Here is a 20,350-nt window from a genome sequence, read left to right as displayed (position 1 = left end):
AAACGTATTGTGGCACCAATAACCCGCCACCTTAATAACGACAAGCCTTAGGATCGTGTTTCACCAGATAAGACTTGTAGTTACTCGCCTTCTCATCCATACACCCCTCCAGATTCAACATACGCACCGACCGGATATCCGTGGGGTGAGTTTCCGCCTGAAACGCGATATAACCACTGTCGCGCGGCGTGCCGTCGTCCAGTTGCATACCGCTGTATTCCATGACCACTTCACCATCAATGATGTGCTGGGCCAGTTTATTGCCCTCCACATGCAGCTCCACCGTCACCCATTGGTCACCGTGGTAAGTCTTACTGGTCGAGACGATGCAATGATCGGTGCGCAGCTCACCGTCGATAACCACATGGGTTCCAGGCGTACAAAGGTTGGCCGTGGTGCGCGGCTTCTCGCCGTCGCCGCCGAGCAGCTGGTACTCAATACACGACGGAAAATCCTGGTTAACACCCATCTCCAGCGGCGATTGAGCGTGGTACATGATGCCGTTATTGCGCCAGGCCCAGGCCGGACCGCCTTTAACCTGTTCTCCGACAAAGCGATATTCCACTTGCAGGATGTAATGGGAGTAAGGGCCGCCGTTGTAGAAGATATGGCCAAAATGATTACCGAATTCACTGTATTCGTCGTAACGGGCCTGCATGATGCCGTCTTGCACGCGGAAGGTGTTAAAGGCATTTTCGCCCGCCGGATAACCGTTGATCTTGACGGTCCAGTCGTTGAGGTCGCGGCCATTAAACAGGTCAACCCAGACTTTTTCGTCCGGATTTTCACGCGGGGTTTGGGCGACGGGATCGGTGGCACTGCACGCGGTGGTAAAGGTGACGGCGGCCAGGACAGCCAGATGGTGTAAGCGCATGTTTTACTCTCTTATGGGTTGTTATCTTATGGTCAAACTTACCCGAAAAGAGCAGCTTCTGGCAGGGGATTAACAAAAATATACGATAAATATGAGCAATGCGATTGATGATCTGTGGCTTGGAGAACAGCACTCAACTCTCCAGCCACACATCGTGAATCCAATGCCACACCGACGGCCAGGTTTCATCCGTCAGGTCGCCGTCACGCCACAACACCACCTCACCTTCCGGCTCGACGCAATAGTAGCTGCCGTTGTCCTCGCACAAGGGCACCAGATAACGGGGCACACCCAGTGACCAGGCCACCGCAGCCACTTCCGGCAGATAGGTGTGGGAATACGGATCAGCCGCCGTGACCGGTTCGAGTGAGCCATAAATCACATCACTGGCTTCGAGTAGATAAGTCCGCATATCGCGAGGAATCGGCAACAGGATTTGCTCTTCTACTTCCACCAGCACATCCTCGTCCGGTAAATCCAGGGGCACGGGTACAGGCTGATTGCTGTCGCGCAGCATGTCGATAATCTCTTCCGCTTCCATATCCGTTCTCACAGTCAGTCAATAATGTGGGGTAAATAATGTCGGGATGCTAAACGCCTCGCCAGTGATACACAAGCGGCGGCGCGATCACTTGAATAACGTCAGTTGGCTGTCCACCAGCTCCGCCAGGGACTGCTCGACAAAATGCAAAATCGTATCCGCCACCGGCGTTAATTGCTTGTCGACGTAATGCTGGTAATCCAGAGGGCTTTGTTGCGCTGTCACCGGCTCGGCACCATTGGTGGTGATGACATATTCGATCCAGTCGCCGCGCCGCAGCCGCTCGCCGGTCCACTGCTGTAATTTACGCGCGGCTTGCACATGGGGCGGTACATTTTTTTGGTATTCGTGCAGCTGGCGACGCAGGCGCTTGCGATAAATTAATTCTGCATCCCGCTCACCCGCCAGCACGGCTTGCGTCGTTGCACGAACAAAATCCCGATAATCTTCTCCAGCAAAAATCCTGGCGTAGAGTGCCATCTGAAATTCGCGTGCTAATTGAGTCCAGTCAGTGCGAACATTTTCCAGCCCCTTGAACACCAGTTCCCGTTTACCGTTTTTGTCCACCACACCGGCGTAGCGTTTTTTGGTTCCGAGGTCAGAGCCGCGCATGGTGGGCATAAGAAAACGCAGGTAATGGGTTTCGAATTGGATCTCCAGGGCGCAGGGCAAATGAAATTCATCCGCGATGGTTCTTTGCCACCAGGTATTTAACTCCCGCGCCAGCCGTGCACCGATTTGTTGGCATTCACCGGATGATTTCGGTGTTGCGTCCGCGCTGTGATTTTCGAGCCACACAAACAACGAATCGGTATCGCCATAGATCACCGTGTAGCCCTGGTGTTCAATCCAGTCACGGCTGCGCTGAATAATATCGTGTCCGCGTAATGTGATGGAGCTGCTGATACGCGGATCAAAAAAACGGCAACCGGTTGAACCCAGCACACCGTAAAAAGAATTCATAATAATCTTGATGGCGTGGGACAGCGGCGCGTTTTTTTCGGCCTTGGCTTTATCGCGCGCCGTCGACAAATGCTCAATAACCTGGGGCAGAATATGCCCTTCCCGCGCAAAGCAGGCGCCATTAAAACCCGGTACGACCTGGTCGGCTGACAGCGATTGATGTTGCGCCAACCAGAAAGCACAAGGGTCAATTAAAAACGTGCGCATGATGCTGGGATACAGGCTTTTAAAATCCAGCACCAACACATTGTCGTAGATACCCGGCTGTGAATTCATCACGTAGCCGCCAGGGCTGACGATGTCCGATTCGAGCTCACCAAGATTGGGCGCGATGTAGCCGCGCCGATGCAAACGCGGCAAATAAGAGTACTCAAATGCGGCTACGGAACCACCGCTACGGTCCAGTAACAGCCCCGTCAGCTGGCTGCGCTCCACCGCAAAGTGCAACAGCTTTTGATCGGCAAAGATCAGCCAGACTAATTCACAATCGCGCAGGTTATAGGCGGCCAGCGCGGGCTTATCGGTCAGAAACAGCTCTGTAATTTCCTCGCCGCGCCCCGGCCCTTGCAATAACTTTCCTTCACCTAACAAAGTCTCACCGACGTTCTGTAGGGAATAACTGTCGAAGCGATAATTGGCCGCCTTTAATAATTCGATACCGTCGAGGGCAACACGCCCTGGCATGGTGATGTAGCGCCGACCGCCTTCGCCCTCTTCCTGTCGCCAATGGATAGACTGCCCACCGCGTCCCAGTGCTAACGCAATGCCCTCCCGTTGACACAAGGTCTCCAGTACCCAGAGATCGAACTGCACCAGATTCCAGCCAATCAAGATATCCGGATCATGGTCCGCAAGCCATTGGAAAAACGTTTGCAGACACTGTTTAGCGTCGCTGCAATAAATCAAATTCTCCATTGGCGGACCTTCGCCCACCATAAAAATGCGCTGCTCTGTCTCAGCCCAGACAGCGATGGAATAAAGTTGCCGGGCATCCATAGAGGTTTCGATATCCAAAGACACCATGCGCAACGCGGGGCGATAATCGGAGGGCATAATACGTGGATTGCGTTGCGGTTTGTCGGCAGGAACTGATGGCTCGGAAAAAGTCAGTTGCGCAGCAGCCGTGACAAAACGTTCCATCAGATAGCGTTCCGGCGGACGGATGTCGGCTTCCCAATAATGAATGCCCGCGCGATCCAATAATTGTTGGGCATCGCGCGCCGTACGATGGCTGCGAAAATACAAGGCGTTGACCGGTTGATCACGAAATGTTTTGAGGTCTACATCAGCACTGCGCCACTGGCGTAAATTGCGCAACACCTGTTCGGCCCGGGATGCATCGGCACGCGCGATAAAAAATACCACCTCCTGCCCCAGCGTTTGGGTCCAACACGGCCCTTGTTCCGTCGCCCACCAAAAATCGAGCAGCACCCCTTCGCGGGTGTCGCGCCATTGACGGGTTAGCAGGAAGGCTTCGGGCATAGGCAGGGACCTCAGAAAAGCTGGCTATTTATACAGCCATAACTGAAGTTTGGCAAATCAACGCTGGAAAAACGCCACCTGAAAATAAAAAAGGCCGGATGACAACGCCATCCGGCCTTTTTTTACTTACGTGTGTTTAGCGTCCGGGCACACACTCCAGATTGATGTTGGTCTGGAACATGAAGTTGGACTCAACGGTATGACGCTCGGCGAAGAACAGGTCAAACGAGTAGGTTTTACCTTTCTCAATGCCCAGTTCGGCAGCACGCTCGTCGAGATCGATACGACGCTCAATCACGCCGTGGACACCACCGATATCAATCGCCAACTTGCCGTTGATGAACACAAACAGGTCATCGTCACCGCGGAAGGTAAAGTGCTCGCCACCTTCATAATCAAACTCCAGGTGCGCTTCCAGGGTGAAGTGATAGTTATGGTCCGGTGCCGGCTTCGGCATGTTGCCATAACCCAGGCCATCAATCGGGAAGAAGGTATCGTCCGAATAACTCCAGACAGTGCTTCCTTCACGACGGGTCATCTGCAACTCGTAAGGGATGCGGATATTCACACCGCTTACATCGCGATACCACTGGTTAAAGTTGGCTGCGCCGGTCGTGGTGCGGGTACCGCCGGAACTGCGGGCATAAACCGGTTTGCCATCAGCGCCCAGCGTCTTCTTCACGATGCCGTAATCTTCACCAATCGTGTATTCAAAATCAGGATGTGACGGTTTGAAATCGCGAATGATCACCGGAATCGTGCGACGGGTTTCACTGGAGATATCACAAACCGGTTGCTGCGCCTTGATGGTGACAGTATCCGGCAGGCTGTCCAGTTGACCGTCGCTCACAATCAGTTGCGCTATATAGGTTCCATCAACATCCGCGATGAAATGCGGCGCTGCACTGTCCGCCGCTTGCAGGCTCACGGTGCTACCTTGTGGCTTACCGGTCAGGCTCCAGCGATAGCTGAGTGAGTCGCCATCCGGATCGTGGCTGGCGGAACCATCCAGTTCAATGCGGTCACCCACGGTGACGTTCTGGTTAGCGCCCGCTTCAGCAATCGGACGAACGTTGGTCGTCGTCAGGATCACCGTGTCCGGCTCGCTGTTTTCATAACCATCGTTAACAATCAGCTGCAATACATAGCTACCCGGTACATCGATGTCCAACTCGGTGATTTCTTCGGTCGGATTGATGAGTTGGGAACTGCTGCCCTGCGGCCGGCTCAACACGCTCCAGGAATAAGTCAAGGGATCACCATCCGCATCCGAGCTGGCTTCACCACTGGCTAACGCAAGCTTGCCGACAAACACGGATTGATCCGGGCCGGCATTGGCTACCGGGCGGGTGTTGCGGGTATCAATGGTCATGCTGTCCGGATCACTGGCCGAACGCCCGTCGTTCACCACCAGTTCAATGGTGTAAAGACCGTGCAGATCCGGTGTGATAGAGGGTGTGACACTGGTACTGTTCACCAGGCCGGCAATGCTGCCTGCCGGAGCATTGGCAACGCGCCATTGGTAAGTCAGTTCATCACCATCGGCGTCGGTACTGGCGGAACCATTCAATTGCAGCTCATTACCCAGGATGCCGGTGCGGTCCGGGCCAGCGTTGGCGACAGGTTTCATATTGCCAACCACCAGTTGAACAGTGTCCGGTGCGCTGTGGTCCTCGCCATCATTAACAATCAGCTGGATAACATAAACGCCGTGCTCTTCAATGGTGATCGTCGGCATGACTGCGGTCGGATTGAAGATAGTGGCCACACTGTTTTCCGGGCTGATGATAGTCCATTGGTAAATCAGGCTATCGCCATCGGCATCGCTACTGCCCGAACCATCCAGGGTCAGGGTGTTGCCGATATAAGCTTGCTGATCCGGGCCGGCATTCGCTACCGGTGGTGTGTTTTCAGGATCAACCGGGTCCACTGGATCGACTGGATCAACTGGATCAACCGGGTCTACTGGATCAACTGGGTCTACCGGATCAACCGGGTCTACTGGATCAACTGGGTCTACCGGATCAACCGGGTCTACTGGGTCAACTGGATCAACTGGATCAACTGGGTCTACCGGATCGACCGGATCAACCGGGTCTACTGGATCAACTGGATCAACTGGATCAACTGGATCGACCGGATCAACTGGATCAACTGGATCAACACCCGGGTCATTACAAATCAATCGGCTGGTATCCAGGTCATCAACAAAATTGGCATTGTACGCGTGGTAGGGCAAATCCAGGCCGCGATGGGGTTGAGCCACGGCGATATCGCTGTACACCATATCTTTGCGCGCGCGAACAATCGGCAAGCGGGTATCCTTTTTATTGTCGATAACCCAGATGCCGTATTGGCTGTTGACTTGTCCTTGCGTGCCTTCTTCCTTACAGAAAGAATTGACGCCGCCGTTCACCGCCGAACATTGCGACCAGCTCACCAACATCCGTTCGGTACCATCACGATACGGCCATACAGCGCTGTACCAACCATTCAGCGAGTACTGGTTGGGGTAAAGGTCGACACTGCCATTGACTAACGGGCGCGGTGCAATATTGCCAAAGACTTTGTTGGGCTCAGGGCTGTCCGGAGATTGCAATTCCAGAATATTGCCACCCATGAACGCGTTATATTTGTGATGAATCACTGCCACCAAATGGCCATTTTCCGCCTGCACAATTTGATCAAGCTCGATAAAACTTTCATCAGAACCTTTCAGGGTGACTGTCTTGTACAACTGCTGCAATTCTTCGCCGTCTGCGGTAATGCGCAGGATGGTGTAATGGTTGCTGGCGACGACTTTGCCCAGCGGAGTGGGTTGCGCCAAGGCACACAGTGCTTCGTGAGACCATTCCGGCGGCATATCCAGACCTTTGGGATATTGCGCATCAAAGATGTTTTCAAATTCTGTTGAAGCCGCACTGTTATCCAGCGGACACCCCTGAATTAAGTCGTAGCTGCGCGACCAACGGATAAACGCAATACGTCCATCTTTCAAGGTTGTTGGCTTGGTATCGTGGTTTCTACCATAGGTCAGCTGCAGGATATTTTCGCCCTGGCTAGTCATGGAATGCAGCAGGGAAGGTTTTTCGCTGGGGCCAACCTTGTAGCAATTCTCGACCTGGTCTTCATCGACAATATTATCGATCGGACTGTTCGGGTTGCCGGCAGACCGATCCGAAGAAAAGACGATGGTTCCATCCAACGCATACGTCGGATTGGTGTCCTGACCTGCGTTAGCCAGAGAGTGCGTTTTGATGATGCGGCGAACCGTTTTGCTTGCAAAACTGTATTCGTAAATGTTCCAGGTGTAATCGGTAGGATGGTTTGCCGGACCGTGGGCCGCGAACACCAGCCGCTTGCCATCTGCCGAAACGTTCAGGTCTTTAACATCATAGGCAGTTGAACCGAAATACTCGGCCAGCACTTCTGTGTCGATAGCGTCGACATCCAGGCTGGAACGACTCATCAATTTGGCACCGGGACGGAATTGGTAGGGGGATTCGAGATCCAGCGGTGCTCTCTCCTTCCCGCTCAGCGAGAGCTTGAAGCGCTCTTTGCTGGCCTGGCTATCTTTAGCGAGGTTGCGTTCAACGTAGACAAAAGGCGTGTCTTGCGACAGGCCGAGGCTTTCTGATGAGGCCCCACCGCCACTACCGCCACCACCTCCACAAGCTACCAAAATCAAAGGCGTGACAAAAAACACAAGTGATTTTCGACATGATTTGATTAGCCAAGACATTTTCAGCACCATGATAATTTGTTGTTGCATTGGATTACGGGAAAACCGCAAAGCAGGGATGGTAGTGCTGTCAGCAGTACCCCAAGTCAAGCAATGAATATCCTTTAAAAAGGATTTAGTATTTCCCGGGAACAGGTTATTGACCAACAGGTACAACAACTTTTGTCCGCGGGATTTTTTTGGACACTGACATGTTGCCAGTAGCGGATGAAGGAAAAAGGTACAGGATCACAATTGCCATAAAATCCATTTATCAGGTTATTCCGGTTTAATTTTTTGTGAACTTAAACACTGGTGGGTATCGGACTTCCTTACAGTTTTTCCGTGATGTGACGCAAGGGAAGAATCCGGCCATTTGTTTATTGCAGAATTTTTTTAACGGTTTGTCCTGCCTTGGCAAGGGTCTGCTCACCGATAAATGAATCATGCGTCGGCATCAAGAACTAATCGAAATGCTTGAATCGTGAACTTATAAAAATTTCGGCTTTTGCGTATATAGCCAACTGGATTTACTGGTAGCGCAAACGACAACGCCCTCATCAAGCGCATTGATTGAGGGCGTTGTTGTAGTGCGATTAAATCCGTCAGCTCGGCAAGAAAACGAACTTATACTCAATCACCGTCGGCGATACATCCTTCGCACCGAAATTCACTTGCTTGATGCGTGCAAGGATACTGTTCTCCAACTCCGTAATACCCAGCTCACTAACCACCAGTTTTAAATTGGAGATGGTGCCATTCGGTTCGATCACAATTGAAAATGTGAACTTGCCCGCAAGTTCCGGGTGATCCAGTAACGCTCGTTGGTACAACGTGTAAACACTGCTTTTTGTTTGCTCCAGTGTACGACGAATACTTTCCATATCGCGCTGGCCCGACTGACCGGACAGGTGGCTGTACTGGCTGCCGATATTGGAATCGCCGCCGACAACACCTTCCACTTCAGTGGATTGATGCTCCGCCAGGGCAACCAACTCGCCCTTCATGACTTCTTCGTTAACCACTATGCCTTCGCTTTTCCTGACAATGTTATCCGCACCCAGGACCGAGCGATCACTCGCGGCGACGGTACCACCAGTATTGGTAGACACGTTTTTATTTTGCATCTTCGCCACGTCAACAGAACCACGCAGAGATTTTAATTGGCTGGACAACTCCGCCAATCCTTGTGATTTTGCAATCGATGTTTTGGTGTCTACCGTCGGTGCTTTTGCAACCGCCTTGGGGCGATCATCTACCTTGGGTGTAGGCGCCGGTTTCGGTTCAGCTACTTTGGGCGGCTCCACGGGTACCGGCTTGGGTTTTTCCTGCACAACCGGCGGCGGCGGTGGCGGCGGCACGGGTTTGGGGGGATCAAGCAGGATGACCGTCTCCACCCGCGTCTCATCGGGTATGTATTCCTGCTCAATCTGACTCAGCCAGGGAACCAGTAAAAACAGGATCAATAAAGGAATAAGAACTTTCTTCAGAATATTCTTAAACGCCTTTTCACGCTCTTCGTCCGCATGCCAGGGCAGCTGAAGCTCAAGCGCGAACGGCTGAACAGCAAGAGACTGAGCAGTGAACGGCTGAATACTGGCAGACATGTTAACCTCCGACCTTAGAAGAAGTATTAACAGTGGCGCGGGTTGCAACGCCCGCGGCATCAGGCGTTGTCACAACCTGATTGACAGCCAGGGAAATTTCGCGGAAATCACTGCCCTGGCACGTCGCCATCACACTCTTCAACAGAGTGTAAGAAACGGTTTTATCCCCCAGGATCGTGACCGGTAAACCATTGTGCTTTTCATAGCCCGTCAACTCACCCAGGGATTCCTTGTGCGCCGCCAACACCCGGGTTAAACCCTCAATGGGTTTATCCGGTGCTTTCATTACCTCGGCAACATCTGCCACGGCCTGCTCACCGATCCAGATTTTATCTTCATCAATCATGATGAATAATTCGTTGTGCGGCGTGGTACCCGAAATGGAATCCGGCAGGTCGATAAACTTGGCGTTCTCAATCTTCTGGCTTTCGCCGGAATTGAGCAGCAGGAAGAACACCAGAATCGTGAAGATGTCCATCAGTGCCACAAGATTTAACTTGGGCACAATGGAGGCCTTGGGTTTGGTGTAAAAAATAGTTGATCCAATCATTTTGTCATCAACTCACATCATTTTTTTTTGGAATCCCCCAGAGAAATCTCCGGGAAGAGTTCAATCTCCACCACACTGGTTGCCACAACAGTCTTGTATGACTTGACAGCATCCATGGTGAACACCAGATTTTGGTAATCAATGTTCGGCTCAGACAATACCAACACATCGCGTTTTTCCGGCAGTTGACGCTTGACCTCCTGTATCACCTGCGAGAGCTGTACATAGTCGTATGCAACGCCCTCTTCAGTTTCTGCCAGCGGAATTTCCTTGACCAATACATTTTCAGGGTAAAACACCTTGAAACCGTCATCGGCAATGCGAATTTCCAATTGCGATTGTTCTGTCTGGCTCACCGCCGGGCCGCCAGTCAATTCCGGCAGTTTGACATCCAGCACGGTGATTTGGGTAAACGTCATACTGAGCAACAATACGGGCACCAACACGATCATCAAACTCATAAACGAGGTGATTTCGAGCTCGGCGTCGTCAGCGCTCTTGTACTGGAATTTATGGTTCATGGCATCAGGCCTGACTTAATACCGCACCGGCGGGCAACACATCAGCAGCGGGAGCCGGAGCTTGTTGTGCCGGAACAATCAGGGTTTCCTGTGGACGCGGAGTACCGGCTTCAATCAAGCGGTGCAGCGTCATAATATTGAGGAATTTCACCGCGGACATTTGAATACTGGTAACAATCGCGGCAATTTTGTTTTGCAACACCGCATGCAACACCAATAACGGAATTGCAGCAATCAAGCCGAAGGCGGTGGTGTTCATCGCTACCGAGATTGACATGGACAACAATTGTGATTTTTCAGCCGGGTTTGCATTGGCAACGGCGGTAAAAGCGCTGATCAAACCGATAATGGTGCCCAGAAGACCCAACAACGTGGCGATATTCGCCAATACAGCCAGGTAGCCTACACGTTTTTCCAGGCGCGGCATGGTTTCCAGCATGCCTTCGTTCATGGCATTTTCAATATCCGCGCGCTGCTTGGATACTTTCATCATGTCCAGGCCGCAGGCAATGATGCGGGTAACCGGCGCAGTGTTCTCGCGCGAGTACATCTGCATCTTTTCCATGTCCGTAGTACGCAGCAACGGCAGGAAACTGTCAAAGGCTTTGACATTGCGAATACGCTCGCGAGTCAGATAAACCCACCGCTCCAGACTAATTGCCAATCCAAGCGCTAATACCAGAGCGATTGGATACATAAAAAATCCACCGTCCTGAAGGAAGCTGGTTACCATATTGTATAAATCGTTCATGATAATTTCTCTCTGTTAACAATTAATCTGCTGAACCGGTTGTGCCTTCCAGATTCATTTCGTTGTAAATATTCATCGAATTAAGCAAAACATCCCGGTCGACAATCTGCAGCGTCTGGTCGTGCTTACTTTCCATATTCCACTGCAATTTATCCGGCGTGGTATTTCCTTTCCACGGAATAAAATAACTGATCGCCGGTTGTTCCTTGTCACCGATAAAGGTGGATTCCAACAGGATCGTTGGGTCAGCGCTTTTCGGAGCTTCTTCAGCCCAGACTTGGGGCGCAAGAAGCACGGCGATGATCAATAACTTTTTCATAAGTAAGTTTCTTTACAGCGTTTCAGGATAATGGTTTGGATTCAGCTTTTTGCTTTTCCACGACCAGACTGATAGGAACACCCGTGCGCTGCTGGATCTCCGCTAACCACCTGGCGACATCCTTGTTTTCACCATTGGTGAGAAACTGGTATGCCTCCATATGTTTTTGGGCGCGCAATGGATGGTTCAAATAGATGTCATAGAGCACAGCGAGGTTCAGGTGTGCTTCCGGGAAATCGGGCCACAGAGCGAGGGACTTGGCATAGGTGTTTTGCGCATGCAGAAAGTTACCCTGCAAGCGTTGCGCCTTGGCCAGACGCATATAGGCATTTACATTTTTGCTGTTGAGTTCTATAGCCTTTGCGTAATGTGTTACCGCTTGATCATATTGTTTTTGCTCAAGCGCGACATCGCCCAATCCGATCCATGGCCCGGATAAGTTTTTATCCTCTTCGGACAGGGTTTTGAACAGTTGCTCGGCGTGGCGATAATTTTTCTGCTTCAGTGCTCGCTTGGCATCGATATATTTAACAATCGATTCCTGTTTTATCTTGCCCCGTTGCGCAAGATAAGGATTCTCGCTCGGCTCATAGGGCAGATATGCGCCAGCGTCATCGGTCTTGGGTACCGGCAGGTATTCCAGAGTAGACACCAGAGTCGCTTCCTGGTTTTTATCCACCACGAGCCCAATTTTTGAGCCAGAGGTTGTCGCGCAACCAGCCCCGATCAGAATACTGCCTGCCAGCAGCGTGTATGCAATTACATTAACGTATTTCATCGCCGTAACTCACCATAATTTCCGTCTTGTTATATCTTGCCGGATTCAGCTTCATCATCTCGGCAAAACTCCGGTCGATCCACTCGTTAAATTTACCTTCCCAAGCGCGGTCAATATTGGCCTGGTGCAACTCAATGGCTAGACCATCGAAAGGCACTGCCTGCTCTTCAATAATTTCCGCGTAAATAGTTTGCTCGTCCGGCGATAACCCGGCCGGTTTGGGTGACGCCCGTAACTCCGTAGCAAACTGCTGGTACAGGTTCGCAATCTTGAAGCTGGACATGGTGACAAATTCCAGAATGCCGTAATCAGCTGATGACTGATATTGTTTGATGGCACTTTCCAGAGATTTGTTTTTAGCGGGTAAGCTTTTCACCAAAGGTAGATAAAGCTTGTGCGATGAAAATTCAGCCGCGTAGTAATCCCCGTATTTAATGTTTGCCCACGCCCCAAGCCATCGGCTGCGATCCGTGCGTTGAGGGCCCGCTTTCTGGTCGCCCTCGATTAAACGCTTTAGCCAAAATAATTGCTTTTCTGTATCGCCTAACTTCTCGTACTGGGTCGCCAGGTGGTAGCGCGCTTCCATCCGGGAAGTAAAGGGTTTTTCGTAGGTAGCATCGTAGCGCTTAAAGTGTTCGATTGATGTGGCGTAGTTCTTGTTTTTCTCAAACATTGTGGCAGCCAGGAACAAGGCCTCCCGACGAACTTCTGCATCGGGATCTTTTTCACTCAGCCCCAGATAACTTTCAGCGGCCAGGGCCCAGTTTTCATTTTTCTCGTAGGCAAACGACAGTTTGCGCGGGAATTCCACTGCCAACTCATGCTCCGGATACAGTGCGGCCAGCTCTTTCAATTCGGTAATCGCGCGGTCCCATTGCTCAAGCTCCAGCAACATGCTGGCCGCATCGAATTGCGCGGTAACCCGCACGGTAGAGTTTGGAGTCAGGGTCTTGATCTTCAGCAACTGTGTAATAGCCGCTTCTTTTTCTCCGCTGTCGACAATACCTTCCGATTTCTTGTAGATAGCAGCGGCCAGACGCTCGGAAATCTGGGTGTATTCTTCACTGGTCCGGTCTACCAGTTCGCGCTGGCTCAGGTAATTATTTTCCGCGCTCTGGTAATCACCCAACTTGAAATGCGAGTGGGCAATGATGCCGTATGCGGTTTTCTTCAGGGTTTTATCCAGTTGCGGATTGTTAGCAATCAGGTTCCCAGACACTTCCAGGGCGCGCTGATACTGATTCAGGCTAAACAGATACTCCGCCGCGTTGGTCAACACCATCGGTGACCGGCTATCGGTGTGGAAGGTTTTGGCAAACTGCAAACTGCTTTCCACCGCCTGGGCTTGCCACTTTTTCACGTCCTGGCTATCCACCCGCAGTGTATCAATGTGTTTTTGATAGGAAATGATCGCAGCATAACCGGCATTGGCCGCGTGTTTCTCGGCACTCTTGCCTTTGGGCCGGTAGGCTACGCGTTCATAATCAGCCACAGCCTCTGCATAACGCTTGGCCAGAAATAAGGCTTCCGCTTTCAGGAAGTAAATTTCGTCGATGCGCTCATCATTGGGAAAGGTTGCGACGTACTGTTGGTAAAAGTCGGCAGCGCGATCAAATGACGCAATAGAAAGGACGGACTTTTCAGCAATCTCTTTGTCATCGCGGTTTTTCTTGTCCGAAAGCTCCGCCACCAACTTCTGGTAATCCTGACCTTCGTTGTAATAATGACGCGCCAACTCATCAAGATAAACTTTAATCGACCGGCTCACATTCTCCGGCATACCACCACGGTTGCCCTGGTAATCCGAATGCAAACCGTAGGCATTAACGTAGGCCTCTTTTTCATCCAGCGCCTTACGTGGGAAACCACCCTTGATATAGGTGTTGATCAGCTTCTCATGCAGCATAGGCGCCTGCGCGGCGTGACGATGATTGCTGACAAATAATCTGAAGGCGTTGGCCGAGTCTTCATAAAGCTCTTTTTCCAGATAATGCTCACCAATGTCTTCATAGATCATCCAGACATAGCTTTTCGTTGCAATGGATTGCAAGGAGGCGATAGATTCTGCACCGCCAATCCGGTCGAGCGCCAAGGTCATGGAGTGCAATGTGTCCTTCACCAATGGCTTCTCAGCCTTGCCCAGGTTTTCAATCGACGACTGGTTAACCAGCAATTGATCGAGCACATAGGTAAACGCATCAACACTCTTGTTGTATTCGGTTTGCTTGTAATAAGCCCAACCCAGCATGTAGTGCGCATTAATCGCTAATTTGCTTTTATCCAGTTTGGTGACAGCAAGGTAGGATTGTTCTGCGTGCCGATAATCCTGATTATTGAAGTGGATATCACCTTTGCGGAAATAGGCTTCTGCAATGTTGGGATAGGTTGGATGGCGTGCGGTCAACTGGGTCAGCATCTTCAGGGCTTCGTCCTGGTCGCCTTCCATATCATAGGCTTTCGCCAATTGATAAAGCACTTCAGCGTTGTCAGGCGAATCCGGGTACTTATCCAGAATGTTGCGATAGGCTTTGATCGCATCAACGTAATAGCTCTGGCGCTGTGCCTGCTGATTCTGATCGTAGACCCCTTCCATCATATAGACGTCTGCAATGCGTCGCTCGATCTGCTCTTTCAGCTGTTTGTCTTCAAACAGATCCAACAGCTCCTTGTACTCTGCCCTCACCTCCTGGTGATTGAGCTTCTGGAATTTAATCTCTTCTTCTTTTTCCTGTGGGGTGTATTTCAGTGCGCCCAAGGTATTGCTCTTATTGGAAGCGCAACCGAGCGACAGCACCAGAATGCCGATCAAGGGTACCCAGGTTTTTACCGTTTTCATTATTCATCCCCCTGTGCGTCCGCACCTACATCGTCTTGTACTGTGGATTTTGCTTTTTCAAGCGATAGCAGTGTCATATCGTACAAACGGGCCTTGGCCAGTTTGGATTGCGCTGCGTAGTAGCGCATACGTTCTTCGTGTTTATCCAGCTCCACCTTGACCAGGCCGCGCATGATGGTTTCAAAGCTCTGGACAAACTTTTCAGTCTCTGCCAATTGCCGCTCAATCTCGCGGTGTTTTTCGGCAACCATCTTTTTGTAGTACGCAGGCTGTTCATAGGGCCGTTTGTAATCTTTCAACTTGGCGACCTTGCCATCCAATAATTTCAATTCCCGCTCAGTGGTTTCAATCAATGCCTTAAGGCGATCCTGATCTTGTTCATTGAGCGCCAGGGAATGTAAACGCAGCTCCGTATTCTGGTCGGCAAATTGCTCATTTAATTCGGCACTGGTCTTAACCAGCTCCAGAACAGATGCATCAAAATTTTTCTTTTTATTGGCGTTTTCAAGAATCAACAGATGCTCATTGGCTTGAATGGACCAGTACTTGAGGTTCGCCTCAATTGCATAGAGGTCGGCCAGCTCGCGCAGGGTTTCATGGAAAGGATGGCTCGCCATCAAGTCAATCAGAAAAGGGGTCAATTTTTGGTAATCCACCGAGGGGCGTGTGCTATACCAATCACTGTCGTCCATCATGGCATCCAGGTTCTTGATAAATTCGCGCGGAACATCCTGCTTTTCAATAACCCGACGCGCTTCCGCGATCATCTCAACACCCTCATGGAATTCTTTTTCAGCAATGAGGTTGCGTTTAAGGGCTTTGCGCGGCGCACCTTCCTGTTCATAGACGTGCGCCAGCAATACCTTGGCTTCCTGCACTTCCGGTATGGCAATGGAGCGTTCGTTTAATAGCTCAAGGGCGGGGATCGCCTGCCGGTATTGTTTCAGGTTGATTGCGGCCCAGGCGTAAGACAACAATGCACGATTGGAATATAAACCGGTGGTACGGATATCTTTCAGATAAAGCCAGGCTTGCATCAAATTACCGTGCTGCAACGCCAGTTCCGCCAAGCCGTGCCGGGCACGATCTGACAAGAGGGAGAGCTCCTCGCTTACGCCAGAATACTTCGTCACCGCCTCTAGATTGCCTACCGCCGCTTCCAACTTGTTATCTTTCAGTTGCAAGATGGCCATGTTGAATAACAAGTAGGGGAAATAGGGATTTTCCTTCGAAACTGCTTTGAATTTATTCTCGCTATCACCCAGGTGATTGCCTGTGTGGTTCAGCAGGGTAGCCAGATAGTGGTAGTCCGTATGCAGGTCATCGGGCATCTTGCCGCGAATTTGCGCCAGGGATTCCCGCGCGTTCATTACATCTGACTTGCTGTAGAAAAGTTTAGCCAGGTAAAACCAAGCCCGGTTTTTAACTTCTTCAGGCGCCGCAGAATCCAGCAAGGTATCAAACATGCGCTTGGCTTCGTCAGCCATGCCGTAAGACAGCATCATGCCGCCCTTGAGCACCTGACCGCGAGGACTTTTAGCGGTAGTATTATTGATCGCCTGAGCATACTCCTGCTCAATCAACGCCGAAAAATAATCCTGCTGAAAATAATCCAACAGAATCACGCCATACTCAAGGTCTGTCGTGGATTTATTGACGGAGATGGCTGCAAATGCAGGCAGACTTACAACCGGCAACACCACACATAACACCAACCTGGCCACAGCAATTAGCTGTTGCCCTTGCTTATAAAAACGAGTGACTACAACCTTACGCAACATGGGATTACCACTGTTTGATTCCAAAGACTGGTTCTTGTGTAACACTGTCATCGCTGATGGCGACTTCCAGATACTCCCCAGCCGGACCCTTTTCAAAATCAATGGTCGAGGCACGTTTATATGCGCGGCCGTTAGGGCCTACACCGGTAAAAAATATCGTTGCCGTATGTTGGCCTTCATTCAAATTCGTAATATAAAATTTGTGTATGCCGCCACGTATCAATGCCTGGCGCTGTTTCTCGGAATAGATGTGCGTAGCCACCAACTTGCCATCCAGCTTTAACTTGATGCTCTCAAGCGAAAAGAACTGTCCGGAGCTCATGGAAACAAAAACGGAATATTTGGTGCTGGACGGGAAGAGTAATTTTTCCTCCATCAAGCGCAAATCTTTATTGAGATCAATAACCTGCTGCTTCAGTTGTTGAATATTCTTCGAGACTCTATTGACCTCGATACTCGCATCCTGAGTAGCCGCCGAGTCGTTCTCACTGGTGGTGTCGGTCTTTTTTCCTGCAACCGTCTCAGTCCACTTGGGTTCTATCGGCTGTTCTGCAGCCAGTGTCGGCAGCGATATATATATCAGCACCGCCACAAGACAACCCGTTGATATTCTTCTTACCAGAGATGTGTTGGCCATAAGTCGTTTACCCATTTCATCCACTATACAAACCAGGGTTTGGCACCAAATATCCAATATACGAGATAAAACAGATCAGGCCTGATGATTTTTTAAAAACTCAAACGCCAGTCACACTTGGTATTTGGATTTTATGAACTAATCACCAAAACCATGGTCGCCTGCCGAGCAGGGATGATGAAAAAACACTCGCGGGGAGATGTGAATTACTCACGAAGGCAAAAGACGAAAACAGAAGCTGTGTCGCAGACTGATATTTAACTTGATCAAAAAAATATTGTGACGCAATACCAAAAAAGCGCCTTCATGAAGCACTTGAAAAAACCGACAACAAAGCGTTGCTACACCAATTTATTCAGCAACCGCTTATTGGTCGAAGACCATCGCACCGCCGCCGCCCATCCTGAGCAACCCCGAGCAAACCCTGCACCACAGCGCGATAATCTGCTAATTATGCGATCCAACTAACACCATCAGATTGTTCATTCAGGTGCAAATTCAGGTATAGTTAGCGGCAACATTGGATATGCGCTCCGTCCGATTCACGGCCACCGATAAGCATTCGCGACATATCCTCTCTTCGTTCCATCTTACCCGCGAGAAAAAGAAGATGTCACGCTCCGTCAAGATTTTGGCTTGCCTTTTAAGCTTGGGGACTACCGCCTACACCTACGGCAATGACAAACCCGTAACGGTCATTGAACCCGACAAGAGCATGCCAACCATCCAGGTCGCCGCCATTGATACTGAAAAATTCGAGCTGGGCGCTTATGTAGGTTTGCTATCCGTAGAAGACTTCAACACCAACCCGGTGACCGGCGTTTCCTTTACCTATCATATCAATCGTAAATTTATTGCCCAAGCCAACTACGGTATATCGACCGTCGGAAAAGCCGCCTTTGAAGAAGTCGCCGGTGGTAACTTCCTGGCAGACGATGAATATGATTTCGAATACATAAACCTGCTCGCCGGCTACAACCTGCTGGACGGCCGATCTTTTTTAGGCAAACGCCACAAATTTAACTCTGCTATTTATTTGCTCGCCGGCGTCGCCGACGTGAGCTTTGCCGGCAACGACAAAACCGGCATGGTCATTGGAGCAAGCTACCGCGCCGTTGTGACCGACTGGATGACGATCAACCTGGACCTGCGCGACACCATCGTTGATCGGGAATTTTTGGGTGATAGCAAGAAGACGAATAACACCGAGATGCTGATTGGTGTAAATGCTTTGTTTTAATTATTACTTAATTACCGATTGCTGCACTAAAAGAGCTTGGCGTTAGGACTTTTGTTTCGAAACCCTCAAGTCAAGGACGACTTGAGGGAGCTACATGGATGTATTTATGCGATTTCGAAACAAAAGTCCTAATGACAAGCGGGCTACGAAGCACCACCAAAAGACCTAAAGCAAAAATCCTATCAAAATAAAAATTTCACACCAGAAGATATCTGCGCAGCACCCACAGTACGCTTCTCATCCGACACCAGCGTTGAACGGTAAATATAATCCCTGAAATCAAAATGCAACCCGATCCGACGGGTTAACGCCACCTGATAACCAATCCCCAAGGTATACGTCAGACTCGATTCCCCACCAAACTCCGTATCACCCACACCTGCCACCACATACAGCGTCGACAGATTCGCCTTGGGAGGCGAAGGAAAAAACTCCCCCTGAAACAGGTTATAACCAATCAGCAAATCGTAATGGGTGAAGGTGCGATCATCACCATCAAACAGCTTGCCCTGATTTTTTTCGTAGGACGAAGGCGACACCTCAGCTTGCAGATAGTTGTATTGAATAAAAAAATCTTCCGACGCGCGAAACGTTGCACTGATACCCGGCACAAACTCACTGCCAAAATCTTCAATGTTGATGATGCCGGCAAAAATACCCAACTCAAACACTTCGTTATTGATATCCGAAATATCGGTCTTTGCAGACTCATCCGCAAACACTGCCGGCACAAAACACAAAGCAGCTGCCAGGGTTGCAGCCTTTGCCTTTAAAAGAACGAATTGAAACCGATTGTCCATGCTTCTAGACTCACATTGTTATCGTCAGTGGAAACGGAGTAAGAGCGATACTCGCCCTTGAACAGGAAATTTCTGCCCAGGTAGTAATTAAATCCCAGTCCATAATGATTGAAATCTGAATCATCGATCTGCAACGGCACCAGCTTGGGTTGGGAATCAATCTTCATCACGCCGCGCCCGATCAGTACTGTGGGGGAAATACGCCAGTCCGAAAAAGGTTCCAGCACCAGATTAGCGCCGTAAAGGTCGCCCTTGATATCCGTGCCGAAGATTTTTCCTGCCTCCAGTTCCACCCCCAGCCACCCCAAGGGGCGATACCCGACAGTTGCGCTGAACAACTCGCTGCCTTGCAATTCACCATTGGAAAATTGTCCAGTATTAAAGCCGGCACGCCAGCTGTTTTTCAGGTAATCACCATAGCTTACTGTCGGCAGGTCAGCCGGTTCACCGGTGGTTTGAATGGTGCGGGAGATTTGCGCCGTCGTCGCCCACCCGGTTTTGCCGTCCTGGGTACGCACTTCGTACCAACCCGGGCGACGCGTGATTACATCGACGCGCTCCCCTTGCTCAATGACATAGAACACGGGGTAACCGCGCCCCGGACCACTGTGCATCTCAACATAAGGATCGATAACTTCAAGCCATAGCGGTTCCTTTGCAGAACCCGCCAATGCCTGAGTTGCGCCTAATATCCCCAAGGAAAGGCCCACTAACATCATTAACAATCGCATTCGAACTCCCTACTCTTATCTTTCATCAAGGGTGCTGAACCAGAAACCGGAAGGCTTTCGTTTAGCACGACATTCTACGCCATTATGGACAGCGATTAATTTGCGGCAGGTAGCATTAATAAAAGTTGTGATGAATCACTACCCATAATTGCGAACCTTACATCATCCGCCGGGCAGCACTCACTGAGGGAAAATAAGCCAGAGGGAAGCCGGCGATG

16 protein-coding genes are annotated in these 20,350 nt (G+C 50.5%); 1 reads left to right on the top strand and 15 read right to left on the bottom strand.

The window, feature by feature from the left end; translation table 11 throughout:
• Window positions 1-31 precede the first annotated feature (31 nt).
• The 13 genes from ACSV5M_RS11320 to ACSV5M_RS11260 form a co-directional block, all read right to left on the bottom strand.
• The gene (locus tag ACSV5M_RS11320) at window positions 32-874 is read right to left on the bottom strand and encodes a 3-keto-disaccharide hydrolase (RefSeq protein ID WP_439176302.1); all 843 of its coding nucleotides are present in this window, start codon (window positions 872-874) and stop codon (window positions 32-34) included.
• A gap of 133 nt (window positions 875-1,007) precedes the next feature.
• The gene (locus tag ACSV5M_RS11315; protein WP_439176301.1) at window positions 1,008-1,427 is read right to left on the bottom strand and encodes an SMI1/KNR4 family protein; all 420 of its coding nucleotides are present in this window, start codon (window positions 1,425-1,427) and stop codon (window positions 1,008-1,010) included.
• A 75-nt stretch (window positions 1,428-1,502) separates the two neighbouring features.
• A complete protein-coding gene (locus tag ACSV5M_RS11310) occupies window positions 1,503-3,860 on the bottom strand; it encodes a DNA polymerase II (RefSeq protein ID WP_439176300.1) in 2,358 nt (785 codons plus the stop codon).
• Between the two features lie 136 nt (window positions 3,861-3,996).
• Window positions 3,997-7,566: a PKD domain-containing protein gene (locus tag ACSV5M_RS11305; protein ID WP_439176299.1), complete on the bottom strand. Its 3,570-nt coding sequence runs from the start codon at window positions 7,564-7,566 to the stop codon at window positions 3,997-3,999.
• Window positions 7,567-8,186: 620 nt separating this feature from the next.
• Entirely contained in the window at window positions 8,187-9,188 is a 1,002-nt protein-coding gene (locus ACSV5M_RS11300; RefSeq protein WP_439176298.1) for an AgmX/PglI C-terminal domain-containing protein, read from the bottom strand.
• A 1-nt stretch (window position 9,189) separates the two neighbouring features.
• Window positions 9,190-9,738: an ExbD/TolR family protein gene (locus ACSV5M_RS11295; RefSeq protein WP_439176297.1), complete on the bottom strand. Its 549-nt coding sequence runs from the start codon at window positions 9,736-9,738 to the stop codon at window positions 9,190-9,192.
• 17 nt (window positions 9,739-9,755) lie between these two features.
• Complete coding sequence (locus tag ACSV5M_RS11290; protein WP_439176296.1) at window positions 9,756-10,259, bottom strand: ExbD/TolR family protein; 504 nt, start codon at window positions 10,257-10,259, stop codon at window positions 9,756-9,758.
• A gap of 4 nt (window positions 10,260-10,263) precedes the next feature.
• The gene (locus ACSV5M_RS11285; protein WP_439176295.1) at window positions 10,264-11,010 is read right to left on the bottom strand and encodes a MotA/TolQ/ExbB proton channel family protein; all 747 of its coding nucleotides are present in this window, start codon (window positions 11,008-11,010) and stop codon (window positions 10,264-10,266) included.
• Window positions 11,011-11,032: 22 nt separating this feature from the next.
• Entirely contained in the window at window positions 11,033-11,329 is a 297-nt protein-coding gene (locus ACSV5M_RS11280; RefSeq protein ID WP_439176294.1) for a hypothetical protein, read from the bottom strand.
• 22 nt (window positions 11,330-11,351) lie between these two features.
• On the bottom strand, window positions 11,352-12,107 hold the full coding sequence (locus tag ACSV5M_RS11275) for a tetratricopeptide repeat protein (protein ID WP_439176293.1): 756 nt from the start codon (window positions 12,105-12,107) through the stop codon (window positions 11,352-11,354).
• Complete coding sequence (locus ACSV5M_RS11270; RefSeq protein WP_439176292.1) at window positions 12,094-14,943, bottom strand: tetratricopeptide repeat protein; 2,850 nt, start codon at window positions 14,941-14,943, stop codon at window positions 12,094-12,096. Before ACSV5M_RS11270 ends, ACSV5M_RS11275 begins: the two co-directional genes overlap by 14 nt.
• Window positions 14,943-16,724: a hypothetical protein gene (locus tag ACSV5M_RS11265; protein WP_439176291.1), complete on the bottom strand. Its 1,782-nt coding sequence runs from the start codon at window positions 16,722-16,724 to the stop codon at window positions 14,943-14,945. The genes ACSV5M_RS11270 and ACSV5M_RS11265 overlap by 1 nt, the downstream gene beginning before the upstream one ends.
• 4 nt (window positions 16,725-16,728) lie before the next feature.
• A complete protein-coding gene (locus ACSV5M_RS11260) occupies window positions 16,729-17,361 on the bottom strand; it encodes an AraC family transcriptional regulator (protein WP_439176290.1) in 633 nt (210 codons plus the stop codon).
• Between the two features lie 610 nt (window positions 17,362-17,971).
• Here ACSV5M_RS11260 and ACSV5M_RS11255 point away from each other — a divergent pair.
• Complete coding sequence (locus ACSV5M_RS11255; RefSeq protein WP_439176289.1) at window positions 17,972-18,601, top strand: outer membrane beta-barrel domain-containing protein; 630 nt, start codon at window positions 17,972-17,974, stop codon at window positions 18,599-18,601.
• A 182-nt stretch (window positions 18,602-18,783) separates the two neighbouring features.
• On the opposite strand, the gene ACSV5M_RS11250 is transcribed toward ACSV5M_RS11255, so the two are convergent.
• Together ACSV5M_RS11250 and ACSV5M_RS11245 are read right to left on the bottom strand one after the other, a co-directional pair.
• Entirely contained in the window at window positions 18,784-19,401 is a 618-nt protein-coding gene (locus tag ACSV5M_RS11250; RefSeq protein ID WP_439176288.1) for an outer membrane beta-barrel domain-containing protein, read from the bottom strand.
• A complete protein-coding gene (locus ACSV5M_RS11245; protein ID WP_439176287.1) occupies window positions 19,371-20,132 on the bottom strand; it encodes an SH3 domain-containing protein in 762 nt (253 codons plus the stop codon). The genes ACSV5M_RS11250 and ACSV5M_RS11245 overlap by 31 nt, the downstream gene beginning before the upstream one ends.
• Window positions 20,133-20,350: the final 218 nt, after the last annotated feature.

It is taken from the genome of Cellvibrio sp. ARAG 10.3 (assembly GCF_051846955.1).
GTDB lineage: Bacteria > Pseudomonadota > Gammaproteobacteria > Pseudomonadales > Cellvibrionaceae > Cellvibrio.
This window is presented reverse-complemented; position numbering and strand designations above follow the sequence as displayed.